Annotated in this window: 24 protein-coding genes; 18 read left to right on the plus strand and 6 right to left on the minus strand. The window is 48.5% G+C overall.

Annotated features, from left to right (window positions below; all coding sequences use genetic code 11):
- Positions 1–20: 20 nt before the first annotated feature.
- Entirely contained in the window at positions 21–437 is a 417-nt protein-coding gene (locus Q7J08_RS01845) for a PaaI family thioesterase (protein ID WP_304909986.1), read from the minus strand.
- Between the two features lie 89 nt (positions 438–526).
- On the opposite strand from Q7J08_RS01845, the gene Q7J08_RS01850 reads away from it, so the two are divergent.
- Positions 527–1894, plus strand: coding sequence for an aldehyde dehydrogenase (locus tag Q7J08_RS01850; RefSeq protein ID WP_304909987.1), 1368 nt, complete (start codon positions 527–529; stop codon positions 1892–1894).
- 924 nt (positions 1895–2818) lie between these two features.
- On the opposite strand, the gene Q7J08_RS01855 is transcribed toward Q7J08_RS01850, so the two are convergent.
- Entirely contained in the window at positions 2819–4732 is a 1914-nt protein-coding gene (locus Q7J08_RS01855) for a hypothetical protein (protein WP_304909988.1), read from the minus strand.
- 303 nt (positions 4733–5035) lie between these two features.
- Positions 5036–5830 carry a TrmB family transcriptional regulator gene (locus Q7J08_RS01860; RefSeq protein WP_304909989.1) on the minus strand — a complete coding sequence of 265 codons (795 nt, stop codon included), beginning with the start codon at positions 5828–5830 and terminating at the stop codon, positions 5036–5038.
- Between the two features lie 244 nt (positions 5831–6074).
- Here Q7J08_RS01860 and Q7J08_RS01865 point away from each other — a divergent pair, with 244 nt between their 5' ends.
- On the plus strand, positions 6075–6851 hold the full coding sequence (locus Q7J08_RS01865) for an SDR family NAD(P)-dependent oxidoreductase (protein WP_304909990.1): 777 nt from the start codon (positions 6075–6077) through the stop codon (positions 6849–6851).
- Between the two features lie 37 nt (positions 6852–6888).
- Here Q7J08_RS01865 and Q7J08_RS01870 read toward each other — a convergent pair whose 3' ends face one another.
- Positions 6889–7644 carry a winged helix-turn-helix domain-containing protein gene (locus tag Q7J08_RS01870; RefSeq protein WP_304909991.1) on the minus strand — a complete coding sequence of 252 codons (756 nt, stop codon included), beginning with the start codon at positions 7642–7644 and terminating at the stop codon, positions 6889–6891.
- Positions 7645–7786: 142 nt separating this feature from the next.
- Between Q7J08_RS01870 and Q7J08_RS01875 the strand changes: the two genes are divergently transcribed.
- The 11 genes from Q7J08_RS01875 to arsB all read left to right on the plus strand — a co-directional run bounded on the left by Q7J08_RS01875 (position 7787) and on the right by arsB (position 14228).
- Positions 7787–8188 carry an MTH865 family protein gene (locus Q7J08_RS01875; RefSeq protein ID WP_304909992.1) on the plus strand — a complete coding sequence of 134 codons (402 nt, stop codon included), beginning with the start codon at positions 7787–7789 and terminating at the stop codon, positions 8186–8188.
- Positions 8189–8335: 147 nt separating this feature from the next.
- A complete protein-coding gene (locus tag Q7J08_RS01880) occupies positions 8336–8671 on the plus strand; it encodes a putative immunity protein (RefSeq protein ID WP_304909993.1) in 336 nt (111 codons plus the stop codon).
- A 166-nt stretch (positions 8672–8837) separates the two neighbouring features.
- Positions 8838–9218, plus strand: a complete 381-nt coding sequence (locus tag Q7J08_RS01885) for a tetratricopeptide repeat protein (RefSeq protein ID WP_304909994.1) — start codon at positions 8838–8840, stop codon at positions 9216–9218.
- Between the two features lie 249 nt (positions 9219–9467).
- The gene (hgcA, locus tag Q7J08_RS01890; RefSeq protein ID WP_304909995.1) at positions 9468–10541 is read left to right on the plus strand and encodes a mercury methylation corrinoid protein HgcA; all 1074 of its coding nucleotides are present in this window, start codon (positions 9468–9470) and stop codon (positions 10539–10541) included.
- Positions 10541–10891, plus strand: coding sequence for a mercury methylation ferredoxin HgcB (hgcB, locus tag Q7J08_RS01895; RefSeq protein ID WP_304909996.1), 351 nt, complete (start codon positions 10541–10543; stop codon positions 10889–10891). Before hgcA ends, hgcB begins: the two co-directional genes overlap by 1 nt.
- A 182-nt stretch (positions 10892–11073) precedes the next feature.
- Complete coding sequence (locus tag Q7J08_RS01900) at positions 11074–11397, plus strand: arsenic metallochaperone ArsD family protein (RefSeq protein WP_304909997.1); 324 nt, start codon at positions 11074–11076, stop codon at positions 11395–11397.
- Complete coding sequence (locus tag Q7J08_RS01905) at positions 11390–11737, plus strand: metalloregulator ArsR/SmtB family transcription factor (protein WP_304909998.1); 348 nt, start codon at positions 11390–11392, stop codon at positions 11735–11737. The genes Q7J08_RS01900 and Q7J08_RS01905 overlap by 8 nt, the downstream gene beginning before the upstream one ends.
- Before the next feature lie 2 nt (positions 11738–11739).
- A complete protein-coding gene (locus Q7J08_RS01910; protein WP_304909999.1) occupies positions 11740–11913 on the plus strand; it encodes a hypothetical protein in 174 nt (57 codons plus the stop codon).
- On the plus strand, positions 11910–12791 hold the full coding sequence (locus Q7J08_RS01915) for a permease (protein WP_304910000.1): 882 nt from the start codon (positions 11910–11912) through the stop codon (positions 12789–12791). The genes Q7J08_RS01910 and Q7J08_RS01915 overlap by 4 nt, the downstream gene beginning before the upstream one ends.
- Positions 12788–13165, plus strand: a complete 378-nt coding sequence (locus Q7J08_RS01920; RefSeq protein ID WP_304910001.1) for a low molecular weight phosphatase family protein — start codon at positions 12788–12790, stop codon at positions 13163–13165. Before Q7J08_RS01915 ends, Q7J08_RS01920 begins: the two co-directional genes overlap by 4 nt.
- A gap of 4 nt (positions 13166–13169) precedes the next feature.
- Positions 13170–14228 (plus strand): ACR3 family arsenite efflux transporter, encoded by a 1059-nt coding sequence (gene arsB, locus Q7J08_RS01925; protein WP_304910002.1) that lies wholly within the window; start codon positions 13170–13172, stop codon positions 14226–14228.
- A 1-nt stretch (position 14229) separates the two neighbouring features.
- On the opposite strand, the gene Q7J08_RS01930 is transcribed toward arsB, so the two are convergent.
- Positions 14230–14622, minus strand: a complete 393-nt coding sequence (locus Q7J08_RS01930) for a helix-turn-helix transcriptional regulator (protein ID WP_304910003.1) — start codon at positions 14620–14622, stop codon at positions 14230–14232.
- Positions 14623–14730: 108 nt separating this feature from the next.
- Between Q7J08_RS01930 and Q7J08_RS01935 the strand changes: the two genes are divergently transcribed.
- The 4 genes from Q7J08_RS01935 (at position 14731) to Q7J08_RS01950 (ending at position 16965) form a co-directional block, all read left to right on the plus strand.
- Positions 14731–15801 (plus strand): permease, encoded by a 1071-nt coding sequence (locus Q7J08_RS01935; RefSeq protein WP_304910004.1) that lies wholly within the window; start codon positions 14731–14733, stop codon positions 15799–15801.
- A 104-nt stretch (positions 15802–15905) separates the two neighbouring features.
- Positions 15906–16142: a thioredoxin family protein gene (locus Q7J08_RS01940; protein WP_304910005.1), complete on the plus strand. Its 237-nt coding sequence runs from the start codon at positions 15906–15908 to the stop codon at positions 16140–16142.
- A gap of 6 nt (positions 16143–16148) precedes the next feature.
- Positions 16149–16604 (plus strand): putative zinc-binding protein, encoded by a 456-nt coding sequence (locus Q7J08_RS01945; protein ID WP_304910006.1) that lies wholly within the window; start codon positions 16149–16151, stop codon positions 16602–16604.
- 16 nt (positions 16605–16620) lie between these two features.
- The gene (locus Q7J08_RS01950) at positions 16621–16965 is read left to right on the plus strand and encodes a putative zinc-binding protein (RefSeq protein ID WP_304910007.1); all 345 of its coding nucleotides are present in this window, start codon (positions 16621–16623) and stop codon (positions 16963–16965) included.
- A gap of 29 nt (positions 16966–16994) precedes the next feature.
- Here Q7J08_RS01950 and Q7J08_RS01955 read toward each other — a convergent pair whose 3' ends face one another.
- Positions 16995–18053 (minus strand): type I restriction endonuclease, encoded by a 1059-nt coding sequence (locus Q7J08_RS01955; protein ID WP_304910008.1) that lies wholly within the window; start codon positions 18051–18053, stop codon positions 16995–16997.
- A gap of 171 nt (positions 18054–18224) precedes the next feature.
- On the opposite strand from Q7J08_RS01955, the gene Q7J08_RS01960 reads away from it, so the two are divergent.
- Positions 18225–19430: a 1-acyl-sn-glycerol-3-phosphate acyltransferase gene (locus Q7J08_RS01960; RefSeq protein WP_304910009.1), complete on the plus strand. Its 1206-nt coding sequence runs from the start codon at positions 18225–18227 to the stop codon at positions 19428–19430.
- Positions 19431–19465 lie beyond the last annotated feature (35 nt).

Consider the following 19465-nt stretch of genomic DNA (forward strand, 5'->3'; position numbering starts at 1 on the left):
ATATGAATATATTATGACATTCAGCATTGAGTAACCAGATACGAGGCCGTGGTTTTTGAAAGAAGATCGCCGTCGACACTGCCGCGTCTGACCTCTGCTTCGGCGAAGATGATGCGTCTCCCTTTCCGGATGATCTTTGCGACGGCGAAGATCTCGTCGTCTTTTGTTCCGCGTATGAACTCTGTCGTTTCCGAGATCGTCGTGGTGCCGGACCCGGGATCGAGTTCTGCTAAAATCGCAAGCGCGATCGCTTCGTCCGCGAGGATGACGTAAAATCCTCCCTGCAGAAACCCGACGCCGTTGTGAAGTTTATCCGAGGCGTTCATTTTGAGAACGGCCGTACCGCCGCCCCATGAGACCGGGGTGATCCCAAGGGTCATGAAGGTAGGGTTCGCGGCCGCGCCTATCGATGCGATCTTTTCTGCGTATTCGTGCATGTGAATAGATTCTCTTTCCGGGAAAAAGAGAGTTCCGATTTTCTGCTTCGACGGACAGGTCTAAATAGGCTACGGAATAATACTCCAGCATGCAACCATCTCTCGACGTGAGAAACCCTGCCACGAATGAAGTCATCGGCACTATACATAACGCCACGCCCGATGATGTAGACAATTTTGTGAATGCTGCCGCGGACATCCTGCCGTCCTGGGAAAAGACGGCGGCATCGAAGCGTGCCGTGATGTTTGTGAATGCCGCGGCCCTGATTAGGGCACGGGCTGACGATCTCGCCGTTCTGCTGACGACCGAGCAGGGAAAACCTCTGCGTGAGGCCAAGGACGAGATCCTCGGATCCGCTCATGTGTTCGAGTATTATGCCTCGGTCTCTGGGAGTATCCCGGGTGATGCCCGGAATCTTCCGGGATACGGGTATCTGAATGTTGTCAGAAAACCGCTCGGCATCTGTGCCGCGATCATTCCCTGGAACATGCCGGTGATGATCTTTGCCTGGAAGGTAGGGGCCGCACTCACCTGCGGGAATACCGTTCTCGCAAAACCCTCGAAGACCGCGTCCCTCACGATCCTGAAGATCGCGGAGGCCATGCATGATGGAGGTTTTCCAAAAAAAGTTCTCCAGGTCGTGACCGGATCCGGCGAAGGGACCGGTTCTGCGCTTGTCACCCACCCGGATATCCGGCACATCTCGTTTACGGGCTCGATTATGTCGGGAAAAGCAGTTTCACTTCTCGCGGCCCCGCATCTGAAAAAACTGACGCTGGAACTTGGCGGGAACGACAGTTTCATCGTGACGAAAACGGCCGATGTCGACGCCGCGGTAAAAGCAGCGGTCAGGAACCGGTTCTACAACTGCGGGCAGGTCTGCACATCGGCAAAGCGGATACTGGTGGATGCATCGCTTGCCGATGAATTCGTCCGCAAAGCGGAGATCATGCTTTCCGGCTACGTTGTGGGGAACGGTCTTGACAAAGTGAACATGGGCCCAATGAACAATCCGGGTCAGCTGGCAGAGATCGAGGCTTCGGTCGAGAGTATCCTCGCAAACGGCGATGCTCAGCTGGTTTACGGCGGGAAAAAACTGGACATGCCCGGAAACTTCTATGCTCCAACACTGCTGAAGAATGTGAGTCCGCTCGCGGTCTCCGAAGAGATCTTCGGGCCGGTGATGTCGGTGATCCCATTCAAGAACGCGGATGAAGCTCTGGATATTGCAAACTCAACGGTTTACGGTCTGGGCTCTTCGGTCTGGACATCGGATATCGCGACGGCCCAAAACTTCGCCGAGTCGCTGAGATGCGGGGTCGTCTGGGTGAACAAGCATCTGACCCTTCCGCCGGAGATGCCGTTTGGAGGGGTCGCAAGCTCCGGGTTCGGACGGGAAAACGGGCGGGACTTCGTGTATGAGTACACGGAGCCGAAGAGTATTTTGTTTGGGTGAAGCGGGTTGGCGACGAAGTCGACGACCTCAGCGGAGCAAATCTTTGATTTGCGACTGCGGGGAGGAGCCGACTGGCTCGCCCTCAGTTGAGGGTTTCCGCTTTCAGCGTCCACCCCGCAAATCCGCGATAAGAAGGAAATGGAAATAGATCGTTGAGATTGTAAATCCGACTGGGTTTTTCCATCTCATGTTTTTCACCGGCGGGCATCACACGAAATTCACGAAAATAATACGAAAACACGAAAAAAGAAAATCAGCTGGGTGTTGACCCCTATCTTACCCTCCCCCGTCCCTCGCAAGTCTATCGACTTGCTCGGCTGAGGTCGTCCGCTTTCAGCGTCCAACCCGCCCCCACACCAAATCCACAAAAATCAACGAAATTCACGAAAAGGGGGGACAGGGGTGGGGGAATGGCAACTCTTCTTTTTTCAAAAGGAGGTGGTGTGAGCTCTTTTCTTATTCGGGGTGCGGGGAAGTGACTGCGGGCTGCCCCATAGGGGCGGCCTCAGCTGAGGCTGGGTGAGCCGATAGGCTCGCCCTCAGCGGAGCAAACCGAAGGTTTGCGATCCGGCGCGGAGCGTCCCGCGGTGGAGATATCTTTTTTTTTTGATTCGGAAGAGGTTTTTTTTCTCTTTTTTGCGGGAGTGTACGTCGGTTTCGTGTACAGGATTATTATGGAATCATAAGATAAAACCAACCGCGAACCGCAAATCAGAGATTTGCTCTCCGACTCGCTTCGCTCGCTTGAATCGGCACGAATCTCGCCCTTCGGGCTCTCAGAATCGGATTTGCTATTCCTCACTCTCGCAATCCAGCTACGCTGTCTTGCTCCTCCCTCATCGGGAACGTTCGGGCAAATCCTGTCTCCGCCCCAGCGGCTCCCGTAAGAATAAGTTGGTACCCTTACAAATAATGGGGTGAATATTATACTTTTTTATCATTATATTTCAGAATATAGTCTAATTTATCTCTAGCCTTACTCTTCCAATTTTGATCTCTATATATCTTTTCAGATAATACATCATACTCACCTATAACCACATCACCTCGAGAATACTTCATTTTTAATTTATTGTAATTGGCAACTTCCTTCTCAGATAATTCATCAAAAAAGAAGAAATGTCCCATTTTATTACCAACCTTTGGTTTCCAGTCTTTCATTTTATTAACCAGATTTTTCATCTCTCCATCAAGATCAGTTGTCTTTGCTGAAACCTTGCATTCCCCAAAGATTACTGTGCCATCATTACGCACATAGGTTACATCAATTTCATGTTTATTTTGAGCAATATTCCAATCTAAGTTCTTTGAAGTGTCTGGACTGCGAGATAAATCATAATATGTCAGCAATTCCATTATCAATCCCCTTGCAGAATGAAGTACATCTTGTGTTGTTTCAAGCCTTTTTTGGATTTCACGAACTTTCTGATTTGCTCGCGCTATTTCTTTATCTTGGCGTTGGATGACTGAAACTGAATGTTCATTTTGGGTTGCAACATCAATTCCCATAACATACTTTTCAAAAGTCTCTTTTTTAACCTCAAATGAAACAACATTAAGATATTGCATATATCGTTGGATATCATTATCAATCAACTGATGATAATAACCGCCAGTTCCTGAATAATCAGTGTCGGTATCAAAAAATACAATCCAACCAGAGTAATCCATTGCAGAGCCATATCCTTCCATCAGAATTGCATAACTATAATCATAACCCTTAAAACAGTGATGTTTGAAAATGCGAACCTGAACTTGCTCTGGGTTTTTCATTTGATTTTTTATTGTAACTGCTCCAATCAATAATGTCCTGAAAGCGATCATTCCAGAGAAAGGACCTGCTGAAGCATCGAGAAAACCCACATGATACCAAAGAAAAACTTTGTCAAGTTCTTCTTGTAATGATTTGTTAGGTATTTTATTTAGTTTATCAAAGATAGTTGAAAGCGACTCTTTTGAAAGTTTCGTATCATTTTTGAATGAATATAGATACCAGTCCTTTTCATGGTCATTATCAAGATCGAGAAAAATGTGGCCATATAAATGATCATAAATATATTGGATTTCATACCAATTTTCTGTATTATGTAAATATTTCAAACATTCTGTATCCAGTATATTTGGAAATAATTGATCTATTAAATATTCCAGAGAATAACAGTAACCACGGATTATCGTGTCCTTCGCCCCATAATCATCTGATTTGATATATTCCTCCCATTCAGGAGTTCCCTCTATTATTACATCCTCCTCTTTTGAGGAGTGTAATGGAGTAAATGCCTCAGCGTATGGAATCCCACTACCTCGAATACATGAAAAATATAGCCATATAGTTCCTTCAATCAAATGTGAATATAATTCGTTTTTAGAATTAGGAAAATCAGAATAGGCATTTTCTTTGAGATGATTAGCAAAGATATCCAGAACATTACGCTTCAAGTCGTTGAGTGGATGCCGAGATTTTGAAAAGTTTTTTGATGACTTGATCCTTTTAACATCGTAGCTCAGGATATAGAGTAAAGATGCTTTCTCACATGTGCGATCCATTTCTTCGGGAGGAACACCAGCGAACACTGCGCGATCAAAAGCAGGATCAGATGTTAATCCAAATGTTTCATCATAGCAAATTCCTTTAGCAAACCATCCCACAATTAAACCAATGCAGTATAAATAACCGGGTAAGAGTTCGTCTATATTGATATCTGGATATTTTTTATCTATCCACGAAGTAAATGATTTGGCATCAGAAAGAATATCATAACAACCAATTGCCCCATATATTGCATTAACTCCACGTGGACCCAATACTAATTTTGAATCATTTTTTGTTGTAACCATATTATGTAATGTGTTGTTTAAGCAAGAGAAATAGATTTACGTTGATTGAGATTTTTTAAAAATGAAAAGTATGAGCCGCCGGGGCGGCGACAGGATTTGCCCGAACGGTCCCGATGAGGGAGGAGCAAGACTGCAAAGCAGGCTTGCGATAGTGAGGAATAGCAAATCCGATTCGCTCGCCCGAAGGGCGGATTCGCGCCGATTCGCGGTTGGTTTTTTCTCTTGCGTCTACGCTAATACCTTACACGAAATCGACCTACACCCCACGAGAGGCATTTTTTGGTTATCATCGCCCCACCCCCCTCACTCTTCCGGATCAATCCTTTCAATATTCTGAAGAATGCTCTGGGCTACAAACACCGAGACATTGTTAACGAGACCGAAACAGAGCATTTGACCATTATTTTCAAGAATTGCGATCGTTCCCTGGCGATCATGATAGAACTGCGCGAGGACTGGCAGCCTCTGTTTTTTGGAGGAAAACGGCAATTCCATCGTCGTCATAGGGATCCCGCGCTTGACCATATAACATTTGATCGGGGAGAACTTTGCCATTTTTTTATCTTTAACGACGATGTAAACAGGTATCCGCTTTGCGGCTTCTTTGATATCGTCGGCATATCTCTGCAGGATCCGTTCATCGAAACAGAGGAGAAGAACTTCCTTGCAGGAACGTTTTAGTTCCATCCGGATCTGCGTGTCTATCGCAAGATCTGTCTGGAATTCATGAACGCCGACTATTTTCGTTCCCAGAGGGTAGCAGACATTCTGAAGTTCGGTGAGGCAGTTGGTCATGCGTTCCAGATTATTGAGAGTTTCTTTCACCAGACGAAGCGAGACTTTTTCCACCGGTTCGGCGGTGTAATAGACCGGCTTCTCCCACGAACGAGTAATGAAGCCTTTCTGCTCGAGGATATTTAAGACATCATACACCCGGCCGCGGGGAACACCGCTGAACTCATGGATCTCGAACGCGGTAAGAATCCCGCGGCTGAAGATGGTCACATAGATCTTGGCTTCATACTCCCGCATTCCGCAGGAGATCAATTGCTCCTGGATCGACAGAAGGGGATCTTCAGGCATTCCCGCATCCGTCATAACTGCATATCTCTTTCATACTATCTCATAAACACATTGTTTCAAGATAAAGTTTCTGTAATCAATCAGACACCTGGTTTTGCCGACTGGACATTACGCTTGTCCCTGACATTTATTTGGTATTTCAGACAGAATTCCGGGGAATTTCCCTGAGATTCCCCACCTGGAAAAACACCGCTCGTTCCGGTTTTAGAGTGACATTTTCTTTATCATAACCAAGGAGTAAGTATCAGCTTGATAAAAAATGATAAACTTATGTGATTTAACCGGAAAAGTCGCGGTCGTCGCAGGGGCCTCCAGCGGTCTTGGCGCCGATGCGGCTCGTGCATATGCCGAAGCAGGGGCAAAAGTTGCCATGCTCGCCCGCAGAACGGACAAACTCGAAGCAGTCGCAAAAGAAATTACCGAAAAAGGCGGAGATGTGTTCACCTATCCGTGCGATGTAACAAACGAACAAAGCGTCAAAGAGGCGGTGGACGCGATCGTCAAACATTACGGAACGATCCACATTCTCTTCAACAACGCCGGTATCGCCCAGCGCGGAACGGTCGAGACCCTGACCGTAAAAGAGTGGGACCTTTCGATGGATACCAACGTCAAAGGCATCTATCTCATGAGCAAGTATGTCATCCCCCACATGAAAGCCCAGAACTATGGTAAGATCGTCAACACTGCATCGATCAATGCAGTACTCGGCGACAAAGGTGAAATGTTCGTCCGCCACGTGTACAACACGTCGAAAGCTGCCGTTCTTGGTCTGACCCTTGGTATGGCAACGTCGTACGGACAGAACAACATCACGGTCAATGCAGTCGGACCCGGGCTGTTTGAATCAGAAATGACGGAAGGCACATTATTCAAATCCGATGCGTTCATGACCCAATACAGCAAAATGTGTCCGCTGAACCGCCCGGCAAAACGCGGAGAACTGAACGGAACTATCCTCTACTTCTCCAGCGATATGTCGAGTTACGTCACCGGTCAGTTCGTGGTCGTGGCGGGCGGTACCGAGCTCGTATAAACTCAAAAAATATTTTTTTCTTTTTTTCGGAACGCAGTCACGCGTGATGAGTTTCGCGATACAGCGCTGAAACAGCGTTCAGTGTTTTGAATCCCTTATCCGTGATCACGTAATCTCCCCGCTCATGACGCTGAAGGATCATGCCTGAGTCGGTGAGTTTTTTGATATGAAACAGCAGATTCCCGCCGCGTAATCCGGTCATGCTCGAGAGATCGGAAAAGGTCCGTGTTTGTGCCGCAAGTGACTTGAGGATCTGAAAACGCAGGATGTTTGCTACCGGTTCGAGCAGATCTTTTACGGCCGTTTCTTCCGGGATATCCGTGATGATGTCGTCAGTGCTGCCGTTTTCTGCATAAATACCGAGAGACTGCATAAGATCGACCTGCTTTTCAAAAAGACGATAGACCTGCGAAAAACAGGTATCACACCGGTCAAACGGTCCCGCTTCCCGCATGCCTTTCAACTGTTCCCGGTATGATCGGATGATCTCCTCGGAGACCTGACCGTCTCTGATATGCTTTGATGTGTTCTGCAGAAAATCCAGAAACACGCCGTAACATTTGTCCCGCATCCCGCAGTCGGCAACCATATTCGCCGAAAGTTCCGACTTCGCTGTGTCCAGCTGATCATTGACGAAAAGCCCGGCATAATTCTGCTTAAGATCAGTAAGAGCAGTTTGAACATGCTGCTGATTTGCATGTTCGATAAAGCGTTTCAGATCCATACGGAGACCTGTGACCTCTGACTTTAGTTCACGGATCTCCGTTAATGATGAACTCAGTGTTGTTCCCATGATGCTTCTTTTCCTATTAACCTCATTAGTAATGCACACTCATTAACCCGCAGGGTCATTATTCTGTATCAGCACGCTTTGTATATTTTAATGACGCTCTTGTATATAAATATAACACGACTATAAGTATCTGGTGAAAAAGATGCCAACATGGAAATACACAGGCAAAACAGTGACACAGGCAAAGGCAGAAGAATCCCTCAAATCGATCAAGGGAGCATGCTTCGGGTGCGAGACCCACAGTCCGGACTGTCCGATCGCAAAGGCCGCAGGAGAGATCGCCGGCATGCCCGGATTTGAAGCCCTTTCCGTAAAGGAGCAGATCCACGCACAGATCAGCGGGGCACTTGCGGGAGCAAACTTCCCGATCAAAACACCCGGCGATCTTATTGCAGCGTTTCCAAACGGTGCAGACACGACCTGTCAGGCCGGCGATCTGAAGATGACCGCGGGTGAAGCAGGCACACTTCTTACGGCAGCGGATTTCCCGTTCAAGAGCGCGAAGTCGGTCGCCGATATGATCGTCGAGCGGGCCGGACTTTAAGCACGGAAATTCCTTCGTTAAAGGATCTCAGCAGGGTGAAAAACCCGAACATTTTTTTTCTTTTTTTCTCAGGTATGATGAGGGCCGATACCGGAAGATTTCCCGATGAACAAATCTTTTTTACTCATGCCGGGTATTATTATCTCAATGAACACAGGCAACCTCGAAGAACTTGCCCTCATCACAGACCAAAAGATCCTCGCAGTCTGGGCTCTGGATTGTGCCGAACGTGTTCTCCCCATCTTCGAAGAAAAATATCCAAACGACCCGCGTCCCCGCGAGGCTTTGGAGGCAGGACGTGCCTGGGTCCAGGGGGAGATCCGGGTCGGCGAAGCGCAAATAGCCGCATTTTCTGCACATGCAGCTGCACGAACCGCGGCGGGCGATCCACCCGCATCCTTCGCGGCCCGTGCTGCTGGTCACGCCGCAGCAACTTCGCACACGTCCGGTCACGCGCGATCCATGCCGCAGACTACGCCGTAAAAGCTGTTTCCCCCGATCAGAAAAACGGGGAGCGTGCCTGGCAGTACAATCATCTGCTTAAACTCACGTCTGATATCCAAAGCCTTTGAACGAAATCCATACGCAAGGTCCCGCAGAAACCATAATATCACACGCAGAACCTCTAATCTGATAAGGAATACCCGGCATGTTTCAAAAAATACGACGTCTCTTCGCTGACCCGCCTCAACCGGCAGAAATCTGCCAGCCACAAAATACTACCCCTGAGCAGATCATCGAAAGACTGGAGAGAGAAGCGGCAGAAGGGAAGGTCGACGCGATCTACCTGCTCGGCATGGCATATTATTCCGTGGACGGTGCGGCAAAGGATCCCGGGCAGGCAAAAGCGTGGTTTGAAAAAGCAGCTGCAGAGGGAAATACTGCGGCCATGCGGAACCTTGCCGAGATGTATACGGCCGGTAACGGAGTGGAAAAAGATCCCGTGAAAGCAAAAGAATGGGTGCGAAAAGCAGAAGAGATCGAGATAATGCTCAAAGCTCTCGGGTTGGTCTGGGGTGTCGCGGAATGATGCCGGAAACCGATTCCCGAAAAAGGGTCATACAGTCCAGTTGAAAATCATTATATGCAAATATGTGCATATAGTAATATATGTCATCACTGTGTCTTTACGAAGCAAAAGATCCTGACAAAATGTGATACAAACCCCTACATTTCCCGAAACGATCTTCAAAGCATTCGGCGATGTAAGCAGACTTTGGATACTTTCCCTCCTGCAGGATCACGTAGCCTCACGATCCTCTGAAAAATGTGATTAATCATGACCGAAGAAAATAATACCTCAATATTTGAAACGAAGAAGAAAACGATCACCGGGACGCAGACCTGCGGATGCGCTGACAACTGTTGCGAGACCCCTGCGATCCAGACGACCACGAGCAAGATCATCTTCGCTGACAGGCTTGACCATCTCCTTGCCCGGTTGGGCTGGAACCGGTTAAACCACAGCGTCGAACCCGGCCTGTACCGGCTCGGAGATCCGGATGCAGAATCCCCGGTTTTTGCATCGGCAAACTATACCCTGAGCTTTGATGCCCTCCGTTCCTCTCTTGCAGGGATCGATGCATGGATCCTTGTCCTGGATACGAAGGGGATCAATGTCTGGTGTGCTGCCGGAAAAGGGACGTTTGGGACAGATGAACTCGTCCACAGAATAGAATCCACAGGCCTTGCCGGTATCGTCTCGCACCGTAAGATCATCGTGCCCCAACTTGGAGCACCGGGTGTCTTCTGGCCGGAAGTGGTGCAGAGGACGAAGTTCATTGTCGAGTACGGTCCGGTCCGGGCAAACGACCTGCCGGAGTACCTGAAAACGCACACGGCGACCCCTGACATGCGGTGTGTCAAGTTTTCCTTGCGGGACCGGCTGGTACTGACGCCTGTTGAATTCATGCACTTTGCGCTCCCGACCGTAGCAATATCAGCGGCCCTCTGGTTCCTTGCCGGGCCTTTTGCAGCACTTGCCGCGGTATCAGCGGTCCTTTCCGGGACCGTACTCTTTCCACTGCTGCTGCCCGTTATCCCAACACGGGACTTTTCGACCAAAGGGATGATCCTTGGCGTGATCGTATCCCTTCCCTTCGCATATGTTTTCGGGACAACGCCAGGACTACCGATGTGGGCCGGGGCCCTTTCAGCGGTTGCAGCCCTTCTCCTCATCCCGGCGGTGATCGCGTATCTTGCCCTGAATTTCACCGGCTGCTCAACGTTCACCTCACGGATGGGGGTCAAAAAGGAGATCTTCTCGTATGTCAAGGTCATGGCGGGAATGGCGGCAGTCGGCGTGATAAGCGGCATTATTCTTGGCGTATCAAAGATCATGGGGGTGATCTGATGTTCAATTCCTATACCGAAACCAGCCTTTCCTTTGATTCGGCGCTTTGTATAAACTGCAAACGCTGCACGCAGGTCTGTCCCCATGCGGTCTTTACTGCAGGCCCGACATGTGTATCCCTCGATCGGCCGTCTGCCTGCATGGAATGCGGAGCCTGCGCTCTCAACTGCCCTGTCCAGGCAATAACCGTTCAGAGCGGGGTCGGCTGTGCGTGGGCGATGATCGGTGCCGCGCTCCGGGGAAAGGATATGGACACAGAATCCTGCTGCGGTGAGAACGGTTCGTGCTGCGGGAATTCCGGATCGAAACAAAAAGCCTCGGTCTGCGATTGCGGAAAGAAGGAGCGATAACTGGTATTTTGGAGCAGAGCCCTGCATTTGGGGGTACTCTCTGAAAAACCCGGATGAACACAGGGTCTGAACCCTATTTCAAAAATCTATTTTTTACCGTGAGCACCGTTTAGGGATCAGTCATACATTCTCTTTCAAAATCATTATATGCAAATATGTGCATATAATAATATATGTCGTCGATGGTTATTTTTGAATCAAAAACCCCTGACAAAACCACGTATGAGTATCTCCAGACAACTGAACTCATAGACAAACTCAATCCCTCAGGAATTGAGATTTCCCGTGCAATCTGGGATACAAACACCAACGTCCGCCATCTTGTAGAGAAACATGGTGAAGAAATTCTTCCGGCAGTGGTGGTAAATGATTTCATCATGATCACCGGAAGATACCCGTCAAAAGAAGAAATCAGACAGATTCTTCATGTACCTGACAAACTTATCGCAGAAGAATGCCAGGGATGCGGGTGTTGTTGTATCCAGGGATACGAATGCGATGAGTGATCCAGAAACGATCTTCAAAGCATTCGGCGATGCGACCCGACTTCGGATCCTTGCCCTCCTGCAGGATCACGAGTTATGCGTTTGCGAGATCGAAGCAGCACTCTCCCTCTCCCAGCCCAACGCATCACGCAGCCTGACGATCCTGAAAAACGCTGGCATCATCCAGAGCAGAAAACAGGCACAATGGACCTACTACAAAATCAGCGATGATTTTTCCGCCGTCTACCCTGACCTTTCCAGAGCCCTGGAAAACATCTGTGCCGGATTGCCGTCGACAAATGCAGACAAAGACGCCTTGAAAAAATGCAGACAAACACGATCCTGCGAAAAATGTGATTAATCATGACCGAAGAAAAAAAGACCTCAATATTTGGAAAGATGAAGAAAGCGATCACCGGAGAAAACTGCTCCTGCTGCTGTAATATCAAAATTGTGCCGGAAAAACCCGGATGTGATGACGAAGCCGGGTCGAAAGACCAATGCGGAGAAAACTGCAGCTGCCGTAAATCTGAATGAGTTTTGTGGATACGCTCCTCGCGGCCGGTCAGTATTTCCTGATCATAGCCCTGGAGCTTACAGCACTATTCATCGTCGTCTGTCTGATCGTCGGGGCACTGAACGTCTATGTCCCCAAAGAGAAGATGCAGAAGGTCCTCGGGCACTCCGGCTCGGTCAGGGGAAGCGTTATCGGGGCGGCGTTCGGTGCAATAACCCCATTCTGCTCCTGCTCGACGATCCCGGTCACCCTGGGATTTCTGAAGTCAGGCGTGGCATTTTCCAGTGCCATGTCCTTCCTTTTCGCGTCCCCGCTTCTGAACCCGGTCATTCTCGCGATGATGCTCGTCATATTCGGACCCGAGATCACCATCGTGTATGCGGTCCTGATGTTCACTCTAGCCGTATTGATCGGGCTGACCCTTGACAAGCTCAGGTTCAAAAAATACGTCAAACCGGTCGCGGTCGAAGGAATGACCGAAGAGACCGGCACAAAACTACAGAGGATCGTCGGGTTTGCCTGGACCACGTTCCGACAGATGATCCCCTATCTCCTGCTCGGAGCAGCGATCGGCGCATTCATCTACGGATTTCTGCCGGCCGACTGGATCCTGGCCGTCGCGGGACCAGAAAACCTGTTCGCGATTCCTGTCGCCGCGCTCATCGGGATCCCGCTCTATATCAGAGCAGAGACAATTCTCCCGATCAGTGCCGCCCTCTTAAGCAAAGGAATGGGGGCGGGGACCGTGGCCGCCCTTCTGATCGGCGGGGCAGGCATGAGTATCCCCGAGATCACCATGCTTTCGGCGATCTTTAAGAAACAGTTCGTTCTGGTGTTTGTCGCAACGATCTTTATTTCGGCCGTGGTGACCGGATTAGTCGTGCAGGTGATCATATGAAACGTATCGCCTTTCTCTGCGTCAAAAACTCCTGCAGATCACAGATAGCCGAAGCTCTCTGCCAGCATCTCGGCGGCGATATCTTCATCTGTTATTCGGCAGGCAGTGATCCGGGCGAATCCGTCGACCCGACGGCGATCCGGTTCATGCAGGAACATTACGGGATCGATATGCGTGGAATGAGTCCGAAACCTATCTCCGATCTGCCGAAGATCGACATCGTTGTCACGATGGGCTGCGGGGTCGCCTGCCCCGTCATTCCCGGAACACGGCGGATCGAATGGCATATCGACGACCCGGTCGGAAAAGGAGACGAGGCGTATCGTTTGGCGATCACTGAAATAGAAGCAAATATAAAAACATTGATAGAGTGATGTTATGACAGAGAACAGCAGCGCAGGAATCGGGATATTCGGCAAATATCTTACCATCTGGGTGATCATCTGCATGATCATCGGGGTTATGATCGGCAAATTCCTACCGTTCATCCCGAAATTTCTCGGAACGTTCGAGTATGCCGGTGTTTCGATCCCCATCGCGATACTCATCTGGGTAATGATCTACCCGATGATGCTGAAAGTGGATTTTCAGAGCATCAAATATGTCGGAAAAAATCCAAAAGGACTCGTTCTCACCTGGGTCGTGAACTGGCTGATCAAACCCTTCACGATGTTTGCGATCGCCGGATTCTTCTTCTATATCGTATTCAGTGCCCTCATCCCTGCCGGCCTTGCGCAGGATTATCTTATCGGCGCCGTGCTTTTAGGTGCAGCTCCGTGTACGGCAATGGTGTTCGTCTGGAGTTATCTGACGAAAGGAAACGCCGCCTATACGGTCGTCCAGGTCGCAACGAATGATCTGATCATTCTTGTCGCATTCGTCCCGATCGTCGCATTCCTGCTCGGGATAAGCGGCATCAGTGTTCCGTGGGCCACCCTGTTCCTTTCGGTCGTCCTGTTTGTCGTGATCCCCCTCCTGGGCGGGGTCATAACACGGATGTATCTCATCAGGAAAAAAGGAGAGGAGTATTTTACCCGGACATTCCTCCCGAAGTTCGACCATATCACCATCATCGGTCTGCTGCTCACCCTCGTGATCATTTTTTCGTTCCAGGGAACGGTTATTCTGGAAAATCCACTGCACATTCTTCTGATCGCCGTGCCGCTGATCATTCAGACCGTGCTGATATTTTTTATCACCTACGGAGCAGGCAGGCTGTTGAACCTTCCTCACAGCATCGCAGCCCCGGCAGGTATGATCGGCGCCTCGAACTTCTTTGAATTGGCCGTCGCGGTATCGATCGCGCTGTTTGGAACCAACAGTCCGGTCGCTCTCGCGACGATCGTCGGGGTCCTGGTCGAAGTTCCGGTCATGCTGATGCTCGTGAAAATCGCAAACGCCACAAAAGACCGGTTCCCGAATACGGATCTGGACTGAGTTACATTTTTGCAGGTTCTTCAGCGAAGATCCTGCCCTTTTCCGTTATCCTGTAGATGATCCAGTTCCCCTGCTGTTCAGATACGATCAGACCATTCTCCTTCATGATATTCAGATGATAGGAGAGTTTCGATCCTGAAATCCCGATACACTCCCGAATCACACAGACACACAGCGGCTGGATCGTGAGGAGACAGAGAATAGTAATACGAACCGTATCGGATAATGCGTGATGCGTCGAGCTTATTTCCTCAATTTGTTCCGGAGAGGGTAAACGTTCGCGGAGTCCTTTCACGCCGCCAACTGCGTTTAGATCGCACCGGATTATCTCAGGAATCCCGGACCGTGAAATCGGCTCTATAGTGGATTTTGCTGATGGGTTTTTGATTGTCATATTATGTCTGAGCTATTTCAAATTATTATGAAATGCATAGATATAAATAATTTCTCAGACAATAATGAGTTCAATAAAAATTGAAATCGTTTTGTGAGAGGTGAAAAAATGCTAGATTTACTAATCGGCTCACTCCTGCTTGGATGGGAGACCCTGCTGGGGTATTTATCCCAACATGTTGTGACATGCCTTATTCCTGCGTTCTTCATCGCCGGCGCAATTGCAACATTTATCAAAAAAGATGCAATTCTCAAATACTTCAGCCCGGAGACGAATAAGCTTGTATCTTATGGTATCGCGTCAATTTCCGGCACCGTACTTGCGGTTTGCAGCTGCACGATCCTGCCGATGTTTGCCGGCATTCTCAAAAAAGGGAGCGGACTTGGACCTGCCATTACGTTCCTCGTTGCGGGACCTGCAATCAACATTCTTGCGATCATCTACACTGCTCAGGTACTTGGACTCGATCTTGGTCTCGCACGGGCATTAGCGGCCGTAGTTATTTCAATTTTGATCGGATTGATTATGATGAAGCTGTTTCCCGCTCACGATACTGAGACGAGAAAGACGTTCGGAGCAGCACGCAAAGCCGCGATCGCGAGCGAAGCTACCCGGCCAAAATGGGTCGTTCCGGTATTCTTTGTCTTACTGGTTGCGATTCTTCTGGTCGGAACTTCTGCATTAGATGCTTTTATCCGACTCTTCATTGTGTTCTTAATCACGATTGTGATCGCCTATCTGCTGATTTACTATTTCACCCGTGATGAAGTAACCGACTGGGGGATGGAGATCTGGGACCTGACGAAAAAAATCTTCCCGATTCTCATTATAGGTACATTTGCTCTTGGTGTCCTTTCGTTCTTCCTTCCGGCAGAAGTGTTCAAACCATTCATTGGCGACAACTCAATTCTTGCAAATTTGTTTGCTGCCCTTGTAGGAACGATCCTCTATATGCCGACACTTCTTGAAGTTCCGGTCATTGGAACAACACTGGGATACCTGACAGGATCCATGGCGAAAGGCCCTGCCCTCGCACTTCTCCTCACCGGCCCTACAGTCAGCCTGCCGAGTCTTCTTGTTCTCTATCGTCTCATCGGCGGAAAGAAGACGGTGGTCTATGTATGTCTGATCATAGTTTTTGCGACCATAGCAGGTTTTGTCTTCGGGAATGTATTCTAAGGAGGCATAAAAAATCAGGAAGGATAGAAAGAAACAGCAGGGAAGAGTTGATTCCCTTCCCAAAAACCTATTACAAAAAAAATTGAATATACACTGGAACTATTATGACAAAAATTGAAATTCTCGGAACAGGATGTGCAAAATGCAAACGGCTTTTTGCCAACACCGAACAGGCTGTAAAAGAACTGAATATTACCGTCGATCTGGTCAAGATCGAAAAGCTTGATCAGATCGCCGAACGCGGCGTGATGATGACGCCTGCCCTGATCATTAATGATGAGATCGTGGCCGAAGGCCGGGTCGCGGATGTGAAAGAGATCAAAGCATTGTTAACGGAGTGAAAAAGTATGACAGAAAAACCAACATGTTCGTGCGGACAGAATGAACCAAAACGGCTTCTCTTCCCATGTGCCGGCCAGTCAAACACCGGACAGATCACAAACCTCGCAGCGATTCAGCTGACGGAAGAAGGCTATGGAAAAATAGTCTGTACTTCACTCCTTGCAACCGGTAGTGAAGGACTGGTAAAATCTGCAAGAGATGCGGAAGAAGTAGTTGCTCTTGACGGCTGCCCAATGTCCTGTGCAGCAAAGATCGCAGAGGGACAAGGCGTTGAGGTAGGACAAAAAATTATCGTGACTGAACTTGGAATCGCCAAAGGACCGTCAAAATCCTACACGACAGATGATATCGAGAAGGTCGTCGCTGCCTGCTGGGCCGGGAATGGGCGAAAGAACGAGCCGGTGAAAAAAGGTTCAGACAATAAAAAATCCACGTGCGGATGCGGCGGATCGTGCAAGTGATCAGAAGAGGTCGAATGTGCCAATTACGTTGATTACCTGTTCGGGTATTTCAAACACCGGGAAACTGACTACCCAGGCCGCCCTTGCTCTCTTACAGAGGAGACCGGGCGGATATCTCTGGGTGCGTGCAGAGCAGGGAGCCGATATGCTTGCAGATGGGATCGACGATGCGGATTGTGTGATCGTGCTTGACGGCTGCACTGACTGCTGTGCAAAGAAGAAGCTTGCCGAGGCAGGATTCACCCATGACCATCATGTGATCACGACGGAGATCGGGATCACGAAGAACGGTATGGCGGACGTGCAGTTTGCCGAGATCGAGAAGGTCGTAAACACGATTCTGCAGGTGAAGCGGGAATGATCCACTTTTTTGAAAAGCAAAAAAGAAAATTATTGTGTATCGTACAGTTTCACGACATCACGCATTTGAGAAGCATATTTGTAGATATCCGGCGTTGACGTAATTGGATACTTCTCCTCTTTTCCATTGACAAATATCGTGATGTAACGCTTTGTCTGACTATTGAAATGTAACCGGCAGATGGGTTTTCGGTTATTATCATCCAAAATAATGCCGCAGTATGTTTTTACATCCCTCATTATAACCCGTGTGGGATCCACCGTATCACTCAGAATCGCACGAACGATTAAAAATCCCTCCCTTTCCTCATCAGTGGTGATAATGTCTGACTCTTCCTCGACATTTTCTTCAATTTCTTTTGGTTGTTCGGGTATTTCGGGGGACATCGCAGATTTGAGACGGTCATTGATGATATCATTGATGAACTGATGCAAGGCACGCTTGGTTATTTCCGTGAAGTTATTTACTACATTTTTGGTGAGAAGCCCATCGTAAATCTGATGTGCAAAATATTTCACGAAATCCTGCGACGGATTTTCCATCTCCTGAGCAAGGATAAGCTTCATCGCTTTGATATATTTCATATTCATAGCAGACGGCAGGATCTTATCCACATTGAAGCTCTCCTTTCTGAATTGTTTTAAATTCTCCGCACTTTGCTCAGTGAGATTAAGCAGATCCACATCAAGGAAAGGTTTTGTGTCCATCTTGTTTAGAGCTTCGCAATCCGAATAAAACAGATACTTTACCCCATTTGTCAGAATACCGATTTTTGCAGGACCCACAGAGAAATAGCGGAATAGTTGTGACATGTGAACCGTTGCCAGATCAGTACCAACGGTTTTACATTCAATAAGAATGATGGGTTTTCCATCCTGCATAATAGCATAATCTATTTTTTCTCCTTTTTTGATTCCAACATCCGCAATGCACTCCGGACAAACCTCAGTCGGATCAAATACATTATACCCCAGAATCTGGAGGAAAGGCATTACCAATCCAGTTTTTGTTGCCTCCTCAGTTTTTATACCTTCAACGATTTTTGGAATTCTGTTTGAAAAAACGCATAATTGTTCATTAAAATCCATATTACTCACATGATAGAAATACATCTCAACAATATATAGATGTTTGCTCATTTTTTCAAAAAAACATGATGTTTTATCGGCGTATCATCACTATTTTCCTCCACCACTATGCAATTTTACCTGTTGAGTACCCTCACCTATATCATGGGTAAATTACTATAATATAGGTCAATGCAGAGCATTCGTGTTTTCTGGTACAAAGGCGTGTACAGAACGGCACGTTTTATTGCCAGTCCGGCAATGGGACGGAAATTACATTATACCTACGATATAGTCACCCCAAAGCATACTCCCCATATGGTCTTCTCCAACCACACCACCCTGTGGGATCACCTGATGATCGGCATGGCGGTCAAAGGGCACATGTATTATGTGGCAGGCGAACACCTGTTTCGAAAAAAATCAACGCGGTTTTGTGGAGCTTTTCTGCTCGACCCGATCATCCGAAAGAAAGGGGCGCCCGCCGGTGAAGTCATCCATGATATCAAAGAGAGACTCAGTGCAGGTCATAATGTCTGGATGTCCCCCGAAGGGGTCAGATCTATCAACGGCGAGACCGCGTTCATCTCGCCCGGGACCGGAAAACTGGTCAAAGAATGCGGAGATCTCGGCGCCTCGCTGATCACCTACCGGATGCACGGCGGATATCTGCGCCGCCCACGGTGGGGAAAAACCCAGCGTGACGGCAAAATGCGGGGAGAGTTCGTACACGAATACTTACCTGACGAGCTGAAGAGCATGACCGTCGATCAGATCAATGAAGCAATCAACCGCGATCTGTACGTGAATACGTTCGATGACCAGAAAAAGGACCCGCAGCCCTACACCGGCACGGATCTTGCCGAGTATCTGGAAACCATCCTCTACATCTGCCCGGAGTGTAAACAGATGGGCAAACTGCATAGTAAAGGAGATATCCTTTCCTGCGAATGCGGCTATGCGGTGAAATTCAACGAGTTCGGTCTGTTTGAGCCGGCGTCCGATCACCCGCTTCACTTTGACAACATCGTCTCCTGGGATCACTGGCAGCGGGATCTGATCAAGGAGAATCTGCCGGCGTATCTCGCGACCCCGAAGGATGTCCCGATCGAGTCGGACGAGGGGCAGATCCTTGGAAAGATCGGAGCGATGAAGTCGGTCGAGGATCTCGGCACCGGAAGATTTTCGGTCTATGTGGACAGACTTGAGTTCGACGGCGACAAAGGGAAATTCGTGTTCCCGTTTGCGGATATCGAAGGGTTTGCGTTTTCTCTGCAGATGAAGATCCTCTTCTCGATGCACGACGGAACATATTACGAAGTCGAGTCGAAGATCCCGCGGTCTGCGGCAAAATATATGGTGCTTTACCGGTTTTTGATCGGTAAAGAGTATAAGTGAGACCTGCATTAGCAGGCAGTTTTCTTTTTTTCAGG

The sequence above is a fragment of the Methanocorpusculum sp. genome, assembly GCF_030655665.1.
Lineage (GTDB): Archaea > Halobacteriota > Methanomicrobia > Methanomicrobiales > Methanocorpusculaceae > Methanocorpusculum.

Coding starts and splice junctions, on each gene's coding strand:
- hgcB (WP_304909996.1), top strand. CDS start 10,541: ATGTTCAATTCCTATACCGAAACCAGCCTTTCCTTTGATTCGGCGCTT.
- Q7J08_RS01885 (WP_304909994.1), top strand. CDS start 8,838: ATGTTTCAAAAAATACGACGTCTCTTCGCTGACCCGCCTCAACCGGCA.
- arsB (WP_304910002.1), top strand. CDS start 13,170: ATGACAGAGAACAGCAGCGCAGGAATCGGGATATTCGGCAAATATCTT.
- Q7J08_RS01915 (WP_304910000.1), top strand. CDS start 11,910: ATGAGTTTTGTGGATACGCTCCTCGCGGCCGGTCAGTATTTCCTGATC.
- Q7J08_RS01920 (WP_304910001.1), top strand. CDS start 12,788: ATGAAACGTATCGCCTTTCTCTGCGTCAAAAACTCCTGCAGATCACAG.
- Q7J08_RS01870 (WP_304909991.1), bottom strand. CDS start 7,644: ATGGGAACAACACTGAGTTCATCATTAACGGAGATCCGTGAACTAAAG.
- Q7J08_RS01940 (WP_304910005.1), top strand. CDS start 15,906: ATGACAAAAATTGAAATTCTCGGAACAGGATGTGCAAAATGCAAACGG.
- Q7J08_RS01845 (WP_304909986.1), bottom strand. CDS start 437: ATGCACGAATACGCAGAAAAGATCGCATCGATAGGCGCGGCCGCGAAC.
- Q7J08_RS01935 (WP_304910004.1), top strand. CDS start 14,731: ATGCTAGATTTACTAATCGGCTCACTCCTGCTTGGATGGGAGACCCTG.
- Q7J08_RS01960 (WP_304910009.1), top strand. CDS start 18,225: ATGCAGAGCATTCGTGTTTTCTGGTACAAAGGCGTGTACAGAACGGCA.
- Q7J08_RS01850 (WP_304909987.1), top strand. CDS start 527: ATGCAACCATCTCTCGACGTGAGAAACCCTGCCACGAATGAAGTCATC.
- Q7J08_RS01880 (WP_304909993.1), top strand. CDS start 8,336: ATGAACACAGGCAACCTCGAAGAACTTGCCCTCATCACAGACCAAAAG.
- Q7J08_RS01865 (WP_304909990.1), top strand. CDS start 6,075: ATGATAAACTTATGTGATTTAACCGGAAAAGTCGCGGTCGTCGCAGGG.
- Q7J08_RS01855 (WP_304909988.1), bottom strand. CDS start 4,732: ATGGTTACAACAAAAAATGATTCAAAATTAGTATTGGGTCCACGTGGA.
- hgcA (WP_304909995.1), top strand. CDS start 9,468: ATGACCGAAGAAAATAATACCTCAATATTTGAAACGAAGAAGAAAACG.
- Q7J08_RS01930 (WP_304910003.1), bottom strand. CDS start 14,622: ATGACAATCAAAAACCCATCAGCAAAATCCACTATAGAGCCGATTTCA.
- Q7J08_RS01875 (WP_304909992.1), top strand. CDS start 7,787: ATGCCAACATGGAAATACACAGGCAAAACAGTGACACAGGCAAAGGCA.
- Q7J08_RS01860 (WP_304909989.1), bottom strand. CDS start 5,830: ATGACGGATGCGGGAATGCCTGAAGATCCCCTTCTGTCGATCCAGGAG.
- Q7J08_RS01910 (WP_304909999.1), top strand. CDS start 11,740: ATGACCGAAGAAAAAAAGACCTCAATATTTGGAAAGATGAAGAAAGCG.
- Q7J08_RS01905 (WP_304909998.1), top strand. CDS start 11,390: ATGAGTGATCCAGAAACGATCTTCAAAGCATTCGGCGATGCGACCCGA.
- Q7J08_RS01945 (WP_304910006.1), top strand. CDS start 16,149: ATGACAGAAAAACCAACATGTTCGTGCGGACAGAATGAACCAAAACGG.
- Q7J08_RS01900 (WP_304909997.1), top strand. CDS start 11,074: ATGGTTATTTTTGAATCAAAAACCCCTGACAAAACCACGTATGAGTAT.
- Q7J08_RS01955 (WP_304910008.1), bottom strand. CDS start 18,053: ATGGATTTTAATGAACAATTATGCGTTTTTTCAAACAGAATTCCAAAA.